This window comes from Pradoshia sp. Z4_20 (genome assembly GCF_058216035.1).
The window spans coordinates 94,885-106,900 of sequence record NZ_JBZAJD010000001.1 but is presented as its reverse complement, the minus strand read 5'-3'; the positions used below and the strand labels follow the sequence as shown (position 1 = coordinate 106,900).

General features: G+C 38.6%; 12 protein-coding genes and 1 tRNA gene. 3 read left to right on the top strand and 10 right to left on the bottom strand.

Translation table 11 applies throughout. The features are described from left to right. Nucleotides 1–31: 31 nt before the first annotated feature. Both AC4BHP_RS00465 and AC4BHP_RS00460 read right to left on the bottom strand, forming a co-directional pair. A complete protein-coding gene (locus AC4BHP_RS00465; RefSeq protein WP_140462245.1) occupies nucleotides 32–847 on the bottom strand; it encodes a GNAT family N-acetyltransferase in 816 nt (271 codons plus the stop codon). Between the two features lie 302 nt (nucleotides 848–1,149). Then, a complete protein-coding gene (locus tag AC4BHP_RS00460; protein WP_490551066.1) occupies nucleotides 1,150–2,163 on the bottom strand; it encodes an LLM class flavin-dependent oxidoreductase in 1,014 nt (337 codons plus the stop codon). Nucleotides 2,164–2,343: 180 nt separating this feature from the next. On the opposite strand from AC4BHP_RS00460, the gene AC4BHP_RS00455 reads away from it, so the two are divergent. The 3 genes from AC4BHP_RS00455 (at nucleotide 2,344) to AC4BHP_RS00445 (ending at nucleotide 6,085) form a co-directional block, all read left to right on the top strand. Then, entirely contained in the window at nucleotides 2,344–2,613 is a 270-nt protein-coding gene (locus AC4BHP_RS00455; protein WP_066108697.1) for a DUF1292 domain-containing protein, read from the top strand. 501 nt (nucleotides 2,614–3,114) lie between these two features. Then, nucleotides 3,115–4,674: an esterase/lipase family protein gene (locus AC4BHP_RS00450; RefSeq protein ID WP_490551065.1), complete on the top strand. Its 1,560-nt coding sequence runs from the start codon at nucleotides 3,115–3,117 to the stop codon at nucleotides 4,672–4,674. A gap of 193 nt (nucleotides 4,675–4,867) precedes the next feature. Beyond that, nucleotides 4,868–6,085: an NAD(P)/FAD-dependent oxidoreductase gene (locus AC4BHP_RS00445; RefSeq protein WP_140462244.1), complete on the top strand. Its 1,218-nt coding sequence runs from the start codon at nucleotides 4,868–4,870 to the stop codon at nucleotides 6,083–6,085. Between the two features lie 199 nt (nucleotides 6,086–6,284). Here AC4BHP_RS00445 and AC4BHP_RS00440 read toward each other — a convergent pair. The 8 genes from AC4BHP_RS00440 to AC4BHP_RS00405 all read right to left on the bottom strand — a co-directional run bounded on the left by AC4BHP_RS00440 (nucleotide 6,285) and on the right by AC4BHP_RS00405 (nucleotide 11,747). Next, nucleotides 6,285–6,358 (bottom strand) — tRNA-Arg (locus AC4BHP_RS00440). 173 nt (nucleotides 6,359–6,531) lie between these two features. Continuing rightward, on the bottom strand, nucleotides 6,532–7,044 hold the full coding sequence (locus AC4BHP_RS00435) for a metallophosphoesterase family protein (RefSeq protein ID WP_066108704.1): 513 nt from the start codon (nucleotides 7,042–7,044) through the stop codon (nucleotides 6,532–6,534). Then, nucleotides 7,041–7,646 carry an XTP/dITP diphosphatase gene (locus AC4BHP_RS00430; protein ID WP_490551064.1) on the bottom strand — a complete coding sequence of 202 codons (606 nt, stop codon included), beginning with the start codon at nucleotides 7,644–7,646 and terminating at the stop codon, nucleotides 7,041–7,043. The genes AC4BHP_RS00435 and AC4BHP_RS00430 overlap by 4 nt, the downstream gene beginning before the upstream one ends. A gap of 46 nt (nucleotides 7,647–7,692) precedes the next feature. Continuing rightward, a complete protein-coding gene (rph, locus tag AC4BHP_RS00425) occupies nucleotides 7,693–8,430 on the bottom strand; it encodes a ribonuclease PH (RefSeq protein WP_139892820.1) in 738 nt (245 codons plus the stop codon). A gap of 144 nt (nucleotides 8,431–8,574) precedes the next feature. Then, nucleotides 8,575–9,666, bottom strand: a complete 1,092-nt coding sequence (locus AC4BHP_RS00420; protein WP_066108713.1) for a GerMN domain-containing protein — start codon at nucleotides 9,664–9,666, stop codon at nucleotides 8,575–8,577. A 163-nt stretch (nucleotides 9,667–9,829) separates the two neighbouring features. After that, entirely contained in the window at nucleotides 9,830–10,651 is an 822-nt protein-coding gene (racE, locus tag AC4BHP_RS00415) for a glutamate racemase (protein WP_066108716.1), read from the bottom strand. A 281-nt stretch (nucleotides 10,652–10,932) separates the two neighbouring features. Further along, nucleotides 10,933–11,157 carry a helix-turn-helix domain-containing protein gene (locus AC4BHP_RS00410; protein ID WP_066108719.1) on the bottom strand — a complete coding sequence of 75 codons (225 nt, stop codon included), beginning with the start codon at nucleotides 11,155–11,157 and terminating at the stop codon, nucleotides 10,933–10,935. Between the two features lie 119 nt (nucleotides 11,158–11,276). Continuing rightward, nucleotides 11,277–11,747 carry an acyl-CoA thioesterase gene (locus AC4BHP_RS00405; RefSeq protein ID WP_066108722.1) on the bottom strand — a complete coding sequence of 157 codons (471 nt, stop codon included), beginning with the start codon at nucleotides 11,745–11,747 and terminating at the stop codon, nucleotides 11,277–11,279. Nucleotides 11,748–12,016: the final 269 nt, after the last annotated feature.

Here is a 12,016-nt window from a genome sequence, read left to right as displayed (position 1 = left end):
TCCACTACGTCTTCTCCATATCGCCGCTCTATTAATCTGACAATTTATCCTTCTTAAACCTATACATCATCCAATATCCAATATCTGCGAAGCCAATTCGTTTATATATAGCGCCAGCATTTGGATTATCATAAAACAAGCATATTTCCTTTCCCTCACTAAGAAGCTGCTTGCATAACTTGACCATACATTTCGTAGCATAGCCTTTTTTCTTATAATCTCCTAAAGTAGCGACAGCGACTACCATAGCTGAGCAGGAATTTTCCGCTGTAGTCGAAGCGGATGAAACTACTTTCCCATTATCGGTAATATAAGCACAACGCGAAAAACCATCCTTTAAACTTTTACGTTTTTCTTCTACCGACGTACATGAATTTTTAAATTCCGGGATATTTTGCAGCAATTCAACAATTCGTTCTGCATCATCAGGTGCAGCATACTGTACTTCTGTCGTATCTACATAGCCAGCCTCAGCGTTTAAAACTTGGCATTTCGCATAAAATGTTTGCCTTTTATTTAAAAGTCTCTGCTGTAAATAGGGTTCAATATTCTCAGTGACTTCCTTTAGACCGGACATCATGGAAAATTCAGGATCATTCAGCATAATATCAGCAAATCCTTTGGCATCAAATAGATCATTCACAGCATATGGGATATAGTTTTCTTTGTATTTTAAAAGAACGGCAATCAGATTCCCATTTGTATCAAACTCTCCCCAAACCTTTTGGAAATCTTCCTCATATCCATACGCTTCAATATCCCCAATTAAAAATAAGTTTTCAGAAGGCTTCGTATGAATAAAAGACACACAAACATCATGATCTTTTTCGCTTAAACGCTTAATCATTCTCCCTCACTCCCATACAAAAAAATATTGAATGCTTTAATATACAATTTAGCCCATCCACCGACAAAGAACTCGTAAAACTATGCTTTTGAATATTTTAACATAATTACCCATTTATTCAGTGGTATTCTATGTATATATACGGTTGCTTAATAAAATCCTTACTGCCACATTTCCTTCTTCATGTTATCACTTTTCAACTGAGCTCGACGAAACAAATAGGATTGCAACGACACAATTCATTAATAAAAAAATCGCATCCTCACGGTTAAATATGTACCGTCGGATGCGCTGTTTTTTCATTATTGACCTTCAACCACTTCTTTTAGTATTTCGTAGGACCGCTTTTGTTTATCTTGATCATAGATATAGGAAACAGCCATAATTTCATCAGCATTATATTTTTCCTGGAAGCTGATTAGCTGCTCGCGTATGGATTGTTTTGAGCCAAGCAACGTGACACTGGACATGGATTTTGCCATTTGTTTTTCAGGTCCATTCCATAATTCATCCATGTTTTTGATTGGAGGGCTTAACAATTTTTTTGTCCCACGAACAACGTTTAGGAAAAATTGTTGCATGGTTGTAGATTCTATCTCAGCCTCTTCATCACTTTCCGCTGCAATAACATTCAAGCAGACCATCATATAAGGAGCACTTAGATATTCAGACGGCTTGAATTGATTACGGTAAATTGAGATGGCTTCTTCCAAATAAGTTGGAGCAAAATGGGCTGCAAATACATAAGGAAGACCCAATTTAGCAGCAAGAACAGCTGATTCCGTAGAGGATCCCAAAATATAAATTGGTATATTGGTGTCGACACCCGGGTACGACCTTACATAACCCTGATTCTCTTCCGGTCCCAAATAGGTTAACAAGGATTGCACATCTGAAGGAAATGTATAAACGGAATCCTTCTGTGAACGTCTTAATGCACTCGCCGTCATCATATCTGTTCCAGGCGCTCTTCCCAAGCCCAAATTAAGGCGATTTGGATAGATAGTTGCCATCGTTCCAAACTGCTCCGCCACAACTAATGGGGAATGATTAGGCAGCATAATGCCACCGGATCCGACCTCTATTTTATCTGTATGCTCCAAAATATGTTTAATTAAAATAGAAGTGGCTGAGCTAACCATTGTAGGTGTATTGTGATGCTCGGCAACCCAATATCGCTTATATCCCATCTTCTCTGTAGCCTGTGCAAGCTCAACCATTGAATCAATTGCTCCCTTTGCATCTTGGCCTTTGCGAATAGGGGCTAAATTTAGTACAGAAACAGGAACATTTATATTAATACTTTTATTTGTCATATAGTTTGGATCCTTCCATCATAAAGTTTCCATTTAATAGTAACAAGTAAGTGACAATAAACAAACATTCTTGCTTGATCAATCCTTTTTCTAAGCTTCGCACCTGGGTATTAATAGTTGTTTTTCCTATCAATAATGGATATACTAAGCGGACAAGTAAATCGTTAAAGGAGTAATCAAATGGCGAAAATTGAAGTGGGAGAAATCCTTGTATTAGAAGGCGAAAATGGACAGGAAGAAGAAATTGAAGTACTAGGTACATTGGATGTAGACGGAGCAGAATACGCTGTTACCGCACTCGTGGAAGAAATCAAACTCGAAACAGAAGAAGATATGGAAATATTCTTTTTCCGTGTTGACGAAGACGGTGAACTTCACGAAATTGAAAGCGACGAAGAATTCCAAAAGGTCGCAAGTGTACTTGAAGAGAATATGAAACACTCTCATTAATTTACAGGTAATAGGTTGTCCCAAATGCATTAATAGCATAAGGGACAACCTTTTTTGTGAATTCAGTCAAGATCTACTATAGACCTAGGTGTTGACTGTGAATATCCATAAATCCACAGCCATTCAAGGCCCATTCCGTTTTCATCCTTCAATTTCCCACGTACAGAAAATCTCTTAGTTATTTTTTCTTTAATAACAGTATTTCTCCTCTATGCTTGTATGCCACATTTAAATTGTAAAAAAAGTCAAAATGATTGTATAGTTAAATAGATAAAGATTGTATCTACCGCTCTCATTATGACATTTAATAAATGTTTTTATCTAAAGAAACCTACTCTGACTACGTTTTATCAACCAAAGAAAACTCCTCTTCCACATTCAAAGAATCTTGCACACATAATTATTCCTAATACATTTTGAGCCATTTGCTTCAGAATACGAAACCTCTAATCATCATAAAATTATTTTTGTATTAAAAGACTGATTTGAATGGAGGATCATATGAAGGATACGATGAAGAAACGGATTGGTGTTATTCTATCAGCTGCGCTTCTTTTCTTACCATTCAGCCTGCCTACAAAAACCTCAGCCGGCAAGCTGAAACCACCTGATGAAACCTTTACGCCAGGCCAATGGTTCCTGGGTGAACGGCCGCCGAATTTAAATCCAGCTAAACCTCCGATTGTTTTTGTCCAAGGGAAAAATGGCAGTTCAACCAGTTGGTACGGTGAAACAGAATATCATGGCGTGAATGATATGTATACAAAGGCGTATGAAGCCGGATATCAAACCGCCTTTGTCCAGCTTTATGATGCAGCCGGAAACGGGTCGGAAAATCAGTATACGAACGGAGAATTACTTGCATCGATGCTAGCCGATATCTCCCGACACTTCAATGGCCAGAAAGTCAACATCATCGCTCACAGCAAAGGAGGACCAGATACTCAAGCAGCCCTAGTACACTATGGAGCCCACCCCTATGTCGGCAAGGTTATTACACTAGGTTCACCACATCGTGGTTCAGAGCTGGCAGACCTGGCATATAGCTGGTATGCTGGGTGGCTCGGAGATTTGCTTGGCCAAAACGATGCTGGTACCTATTCTTTGCAGCTTGGGGAAATGGCGAGATTCCGCTCTGTAACGGATGGGCATACGAATAGAAACAAGAATAAGTACTATACCGTGGCAGGAACGGATCATGGACCTGCTTTCTCCGCTCTATCCTTGGGAGGCGCCTATTTATCTTCATACGGGGCTAATGATGGATTGGTCACTGAAACAAGCTCCAAACTATCCTATGGTACACATCTGTTTACAGACAGCTCAATTGACCATGATAATATTCGGATGGGCTCCAAGGTGTTTTCGCGGATTGAGCCTTATATGCGCACTGCCACAGTTACACAAATTAAATCAACAGCCGATCCCGAGCAAAATGAATCGGCCATTCAAAATACATCTTCTCATTATATTCATGGGGATGCCTTAGCCCAAAATCAACTTGTAAAAAAAGAGATCTATATTCCGCAAAAAACCACCGGTACAATCTCGATCTATACGGCCCACTCATCAACAGGTGTCGAATTGATTTCACCAGATGGTACCATCATCCCCGCCTCTAAGCCGACTGTCGATCAGATACTTTTTTCCGGTGCCAGCTTATATACCTTTTATAACAAAGAATTCACTCCTGGTACATGGACGGTACAAATAAAGGCAACGGAAGCTGATGATGCCTATCTATTAGCCTCTACCTTTAACGAAAAGGAAATATATAAACTGGAGATGGCCGGAACAGGCAAAGCAGAGCTGACGGACTTCACCATCCGTGCCCCTAAGCATTCCGGAACAGCTAGCTTCTCAATTAAATTAATCGACAAAGACGGTATCGAATTGACGCAAACCGTCCTCCCTAAGACAACCAACGGAATAGATTTCTCTGCCAAACTGCCAAAAGTGCCGAAGCCAGGTGTCTATAATATGACAGTCGATATCAAGACCAAGCATCCTAACGGAAAAGAATCTGTTCGCACGTTGGTGAGATCTGTTTATATTGATTAATGTGTATATACACCCCTCTTATGTTTCTATAATAAGAGAGGTGTTTCTTTTTTGCTTATTCAGATTATAAAGTGGTCATATTATATTTTTTAAGCTCTCGCTCCATCCAATAATCTTACACTTTGATACAGGTATACTTTCATTTCAGCAGGGAATTCTATTTCAAATCACTTCTATAAAAGGAGCACGGATTATGAACCTGCAGAGCGGCAAATATTATTGGCAAACAACTTATCCTAATCCTCCTGTATATCCATCGTTGGAGGAAGATATACTTTGTGATGTTCTTATTGTTGGGGGAGGAAGTTCAGGGGCACAGTGCGCATACCTTTTAAGCGACAAAGGACTTAAGGTGGCTGTAGTTGATAAACGAAGGATTGGTACCGGCAGCACTATGACCAACACCGCCCTCCTTCAATATTTAGGAGATAAGATGTTGTTTGAGTTGATCAATTCCTTTGGGGAAGAATCAGCCATTTACCATACAAAATTATGCGAGCAAGCCATTTCTGAAATTGAAGAAACATCGAAAAAACTAAATTTAGATTCCGAGTTTACACGAAGGGATAGCCTCTATTATGCCAGTGATCCCCAAGGAGAGACGAAGTTACAAAGAGAATACGATTATTTGATCAAGCACGACTTCCCTGTCGATCTGCTTAACGAAAGCCAAATTAAAGAGCGTTACCCATTTTCTAAGCAATCAGCCTTGTATATCCATAATGATGGGGAAATCAATCCATTTAAATATAATCATGGCCTGATTCAAGCAGCCCATCAAAAGGGTGTACAAATATTTGAGGATACAAAAATAACCGGTAAAAAATTCAATAAGGAGTATGCTACATTTTTTACAGACCGCAATCATTCCATCACAGCAAGAAAAGTCATCATTGCTGCTGGATATGAAGGGCTCGAATTTAAAAAAGATAAGGATTGTCTTCTGACAAGTTCATATGCTGTTATCACCAAACCGGTTGAAAATCTTCAGCAATCTGAATGGTATAAGCAAACATTAATTTGGGAAACAGCACGCCCATATATCTATATGCGCACAACTGCAGATAATCGGATTATCATTGGAGGACTTGACGAAAACACAATCTATCCTGAGGATCGTGATTCAAAAATTAATCATAAAAAGACGAAGCTTATTGAAGAATTTAATAAGCTCTTTCCCGGTATAAAAGCTGAACCCGAATTTTATCTTGGAGCCTTCTATGGCGGGACACACGATGGACTTCCTCTTATCGGTCAATATGACGAATTTCCACACTGCCATTTTCAATTTGCCTATGGAGATAACGGACTTGTCTATAGCACTGTCTTGTCTAAAATCATCACGGATATCATCACAAAAGGTTCTCATCCAGCCTTTAACTTATATAGTCAGAAACGGAGGGAAAGGTAATCCAAATAGGTTATTTGTATAATTTCAATATTAAATGTAAAAAAAGGCAAAACCAACTTTAAAAGGTTTTGCCTCTTTCTTTAATTAACGGACTTGGAAGAGAATTTGTCTATACCATAGATTTAATCATTCTAGCTTCATACTTATTAGATTTAGAAACAAAAAACCTCTTATGAAAATAAGAGGTTTTTTTTACTAGCGTCCCAGGAGAGATTCGAACTCCCGACCGACGGCTTAGAAGGCCGTTGCTCTATCCAGCTGAGCTACTGGGACATGTTTTTAATTTTTTACGTTGTCCTTAACGACATTTATTATTATATAATCACTTTATTTATAAGTCAATAACTTTTTTGAAAAAGTTTTTATCTTTTTAAAAGTGAAGGGAAGGGAACTCACAAATCCTGATCTGTATATTCCCTTCACTTACTATACAACTTTTTTTTGATTTAGGAAAGTGTTGTTTTCAATTGCCAGCCTGGTAATTTTTCCCCAGACATTGTGTAAAAATCAACGATTGCATTCTGACCTTGTTTTTCGAGAATCACATAGGTTTTATACTGACTTCCTCTCGGTAGACGTATACTGCCGGGATTAATATACAGGCAGTTATCAATTTTTTCTGCACCTGCTATATGAGAGTGGCCAAAACAGATAACATTCGCACCAACCTCTCTCCCTTTCAAGCTAATATTCATCAACGTAGATTTGATATTGTATAAATGCCCATGTGTAACAAGTATTGACCAGTCTTCAAGATGTGCAATTAAATCCTCCGGAAAGTCCTCTCCGAAATCACAATTACCTCGTACAGTTTGATAATACTGAATTACTTGATCATCACGAGATAATTCTGAATCCCCGCAATGTATAAACAGATCGACCTCTTCTTTATGTCTTTCATGCAAAACGTCCAATTCTTCCAGTAAGCCATGGCTATCACTGACAATTAAACATTTCATAGGAATTCCACTACTTTTTCATTTAGTACTTTCTCTAATTCTTTTAAAGCATTCGCTCGATGGCTGATTCTGTTTTTCTCCTCTGCTTCAAGGTTCGCCATCGTTGTTTGTTTTTCCGGCACAAAGAAAATAGGATCATATCCGAAGCCATTCTCGCCATCCGGCGCGTCAGCAATGATTCCCTCACATGTTCCGGAAACTGTAATAGGGTCCATCTTCGGACCGACAAGTGCTATTGCACAATAAAAACGGGCAGTTCGTTTTTCTTTAGGTACACCCTCTAGCTCATTAAGAACCTTTTCATAATTAGCTCTATCATCTTTTCCTGGACCTGCATACCTTGCCGAAAAAATACCCGGACGTCCTTCCAATGCATCAATGACCAAGCCAGAATCATCAGACAAAACAGGCATATTCATAAGCTCAGAAATAGTGTTAGCCTTCAAAAGAGCATTTTCTTCAAATGTGCTTCCTGTCTCTTCAACATCAATCGCATTCTCAATATCCAATAGGGTAATAACCTTAATCCCTTTTGGGGAAAATAATGCTTCAAATTCTTTTGCTTTACCTTTATTTTTGGTTGCAATTAAAACGGTATTCATATTCAACTTCTCCTCCCAAGAGAAAAATCGTATAAATTGGTACGCTTTACTGAATTTTAGCTGCTATATCTCCCAATGACTCTTGCTGTACAGTAAATAATTGCTGTAAACCTTCACTTGCAAGGTCAAGTAATTCATTCAATTGATGTCTGGAGAAAGTCGCTTCTTCTCCGGTTCCCTGAAGCTCCACAAATTCCTCTGCGCCTGTCATAATGACATTCATATCCACTAAAGCCTTAGAGTCTTCATGATAATTCAAATCAAGAACCGCTCCAAGCTCCTCAATCATCCCGACTGATGTGGCAGCTAAATAGTTTTTAATCGGATAAGAGCTAATTTTCCCTGCCTCCTGAAGCTTATCGAGCGCAATCGCCATTGCAACGAATGCACCTGTAATCGAAGCTGTTCTTGTTCCTCCATCTGCCTGAATCACATCACAATCAATCCAGATTGTTTTTTCTCCAAGCGCTTCCAAATCGACTACCGCACGTAAAGCGCGCCCAATCAAACGCTGGATCTCCATCGTACGTCCAGTAACTTTCCCTTTAGTTGATTCGCGCATCGTCCTTTGCTCTGTTGCACGAGGCAGCATTGAATACTCTGCCGTAATCCATCCTTTTCCTTCTCCGCGCATAAATGGCGGAACACGGTCATCTACACTGGCTGTACAAATCACCTTTGTATCACCGACACTGATTAACACCGAGCCTTCCGGGTGTTTAATATAATTTGTTTCTATATGTACGGGTCTTAATTCATTCTTCTTTCGACCATCAAATCTCATAGGTACCTCCTAAATGTATACATCATGCTTAGTTTAGCATACCCTAAATCAATAAAAAAGCACCCTGTCCAAACAATATTGCCATTTATGTCCAAATTAAAAACAGGCAAGCTCCTAAACGGAACTTGCCCATCTTTTTCACTATTAGTATTTACCTGTATTGACGGTTTCAGGTCGTGTTACCGGTTCCGATAGCTTCTTGCCATCTTCCTTCAGAAGCTCACCCTCTCCATTTACCTGAATCGCCACTTTCTTTATATCTTTTTGCTCAGTAAGAGAAAGCACCAGTTCATTTAATAAATGGCCGGATACTATTTTCTCCTCCCCATCAAAGCTTGAATAAATAGATTCATTAAAATTAAGTGTAACCACGCCATCCTCTATTTTAGGTTCCTCGACTAATGCAACATCAGGTCTGAACTCCGTAACAAGCGGAGAGGAATAACCCGGACCTTTAATCAGGCTGCTGACTACGGCTTCTACATGATCATTTTCCTGATTACTGATTCTTTTTGTCACTGGTACATAATAATAGTTATCTGTTTCACCGGACATATAATAAACCGTAACAGGACGTGTATTCATAATATCGGTCGTGTCTGTATGATCGTTATTAATTCCCATTAATCTTGATGTTCCGTTTTGTATTGCTGTTTTATTAACGGGCATCTCCTTTAATGCTTGCCCTTCGATTTGCAATTTTACTTTCTCCACTTTATCAAATTGCGTTAAAGTCCAAGTCACTGACTCCAGAATTTTCGTTTCATCCTCTTTTTTATATTCCTTAAACTCTTTAGAAAAATCTACGGTGGCTACTCCATCCTTAATGTCTACACTTTTAACAGCAGTATCTGACGGCAAAACAGCTTTGAATCCATTCGGAAGCATTTGTGATACCGGGCCGTTCGTCACTAAATATTCCACCGCCTGCTTAGCTACACTTTCTGTATTTGGCAATGGAATGGTTTGTGGCACAATATATCCATTTGCATCCATTAAGTATAATTCCGTTTGAACCTTTAATGCCTCTTCATTCTTTCCTGCCTCTTCGTTGGTGTTAACACCCTCCTGATTGACAACTTCTTCTTCACCCTCTGCCTGCTCCTTCAAATAAGTAACATCCTGTGGCGGATCAATTTCTTCTTTTTTTGGTAAATCGAACAAGCCGCAGCCTGACACTAAAACAGATGATATAAGTACCGAAGCAACCAATGTTGATTTCGTTCGTAAAGGCATACACCATTCCTCCTAAGACTGTTTGTACTACATATATACGGGGCTTGGCTCATTTTATACCTTTATAGGCAGAAAAAAATTATGGATTAAAAAAACCCTTGCACAATTTTAGCGAAGTATTTTCATACTTAAAATTGTGCAAGGGTTTTTATAAGTTGCTTTACTAGTCTCCATCTACCAACTGATTAAGCGTAGCATGTTCAACCGTTTCAACTGCTTCACCAAGCCAGGCGTAAGCAATAGATTTAAACATTCTTCTGGAGCCGGTAGTATAGAAATTGTAGGTTGGCTGAGGGGTTTCCTTATTTAGCATGCCAGCATGCTCCAATAGTACACTTGCCTCTCTGGCCGTTTCTTCCCCTGATGATATAACCGTCACATAGGATCCCATATAATTTGATATAGGTTCTGTTAGCAATGGGTAATGTGTACATCCCAAAATCAATGTATCCATGCTCCTATTTTTCAAGGGCTTTAATGTTTCAGCAACAATTTTTTTAGCAATTGCACTGTTCCATTCCCCGCTTTCTACCAGAGGGACAAATTTTGGGCATGCCAAACTTTCAATGTGTACCTTTGGATGAATGCTTAATAACGCCTTATTATATGCTTTACTGCGCACTGTTCCTTCCGTACCAATAATACCGATGTTTCTTGATTTTGATACATCAATCGCTGCCCTAGCTCCCGGCTGAATAACACCCAAAACCGGAATTGGCAGGCTTGCCCTCATTTCCTCAAGTACGGCAGCCGTCGCGGTATTACAAGCTATAATTAACATTTTAATATTCTTCTTCAAAAGGAAATGAGCCATTTCCCATGTAAACTTTCGAACTTCTTCCATTGGTCTGGGCCCATATGGACATCTGGCTGTATCACCAAGATATATTAAATTTTCATTTGGAAGCTGCCTGATAAATTCTTTAAAAACCGTTAATCCGCCAACTCCCGAATCGATAAGTCCTATTGGGTTTTCTCTATCCAAATCAGATCGCCTCTATCTATCTTTTGCTTGCAGCATTTTGCTCTATTATTTAAACCGGACTGTATATCACTTTATCATTAGTTTATTTCTTTTCCAATCCACCACTTGGGCATAAAAATAGAGTAGTGATTCAAACCACATACTTTACATTTTACAATGACGTGTATAGTGATTTGATATTCGCTACTCTTCCTAATTTATGGACTCATAAAGGAATTGTCAAGAACAATGATAAATAGATCAATTGCTAGGCGAGCTTCTAAAAAGATCATTGAATGATCTTATAATTCTAATTCACCCATTCGAAGTAGTTCTACGACCGCTTGGGAACGGCCCTTTACGCCCAATTTTTGCATCGCATTAGATATGTGATTTCTCACAGTTTTCTCACTAATAAAGAGGTCCTTAGCGATATCTTTTGTTGTTTTGTCCTGTACCAATAACTCAAATACTTCTCTTTCTCTTTTTGTGAGTAAAGGTTTATGAGTGAAATCGTTCTCCTTCAACTATTGTAACCCTCCTTGCTACCAGCCATAACCTTAGGATTGGGTATATATTTAGTCACGATAGTGTATGTGACTGGTCTATAAGGAGTGACTATATTTAGATAAGAATGAACGTGTTTTTATGATTGAGGTTGCTTCTTCAATCCGTCATTAAACAATTCCTTCATCTCTTCTGTCCAAGCTACCGGCTTACCGCTTAATCTGGAAATTTGGACAACTGTTCCTCGACCGGTGAAGCAGGGAACCCCATCCTCTCGTAGACCAAGATAATGGATATCAACCGATGAATTGCCTATTTTATTTGCCTTAACTTTAATATTGAGTTTCTCATCGAAAAAAACCTGGTGGAGAAAATCACATTGAAGATCAGCTACTACAGGAATCGTTTCATGTTTGGTATCCACCCAATCCTGCATCATGCCAAGACTTTTAAAATATTCAATCCGTGCCTGTTCAAAATACGTAAAAGGCACTGTATTGTTTAAATGCCCAAACATATCTGTCTCTGAAAATCTAACTTTAATAGAATAAGAAAAAGTAAATTCTTCTTTCCACTCTTCCATGTCTTTAATATATGCAATTTTACCCATTGGGAACACACCTCTCCATAAATATGAATGACTATTCACTCATTATACAGAAAAATCGACGAAATTGTAATTATTTTACTGGTGGATACATCTTTTTTGGACCATGTCCTTTGCTTAGATTACAAGTGAATAAAAATAAAACTTTATTGTATGATCACAAATGTAGTACTAACCTATTTATTTATATTTCTACAAACATAACACAATCGCTAAACGGAAAAGGCCGTCTGACTATTACAGACGGCCTTTTCACTTGCTATATTACATTT

What these genes read in the sequence shown, in the direction of transcription:
- AC4BHP_RS00455 (WP_066108697.1), top strand. Translation starts at nt 2,344, where the DNA reads ATGGCGAAAATTGAAGTGGGAGAAATCCTTGTATTAGAAGGCGAAAAT.
- AC4BHP_RS00465 (WP_140462245.1), bottom strand. Translation starts at nt 847, where the DNA reads ATGATTAAGCGTTTAAGCGAAAAAGATCATGATGTTTGTGTGTCTTTT.
- AC4BHP_RS00450 (WP_490551065.1), top strand. Translation starts at nt 3,115, where the DNA reads ATGAAGGATACGATGAAGAAACGGATTGGTGTTATTCTATCAGCTGCG.
- AC4BHP_RS00405 (WP_066108722.1), bottom strand. Translation starts at nt 11,747, where the DNA reads ATGGGTAAAATTGCATATATTAAAGACATGGAAGAGTGGAAAGAAGAA.
- rph (WP_139892820.1), bottom strand. Translation starts at nt 8,430, where the DNA reads ATGAGATTTGATGGTCGAAAGAAGAATGAATTAAGACCCGTACATATA.
- AC4BHP_RS00445 (WP_140462244.1), top strand. Translation starts at nt 4,868, where the DNA reads ATGAACCTGCAGAGCGGCAAATATTATTGGCAAACAACTTATCCTAAT.
- AC4BHP_RS00420 (WP_066108713.1), bottom strand. Translation starts at nt 9,666, where the DNA reads ATGCCTTTACGAACGAAATCAACATTGGTTGCTTCGGTACTTATATCA.
- AC4BHP_RS00460 (WP_490551066.1), bottom strand. Translation starts at nt 2,163, where the DNA reads ATGACAAATAAAAGTATTAATATAAATGTTCCTGTTTCTGTACTAAAT.
- AC4BHP_RS00430 (WP_490551064.1), bottom strand. Translation starts at nt 7,646, where the DNA reads ATGAATACCGTTTTAATTGCAACCAAAAATAAAGGTAAAGCAAAAGAA.
- AC4BHP_RS00435 (WP_066108704.1), bottom strand. Translation starts at nt 7,044, where the DNA reads ATGAAATGTTTAATTGTCAGTGATAGCCATGGCTTACTGGAAGAATTG.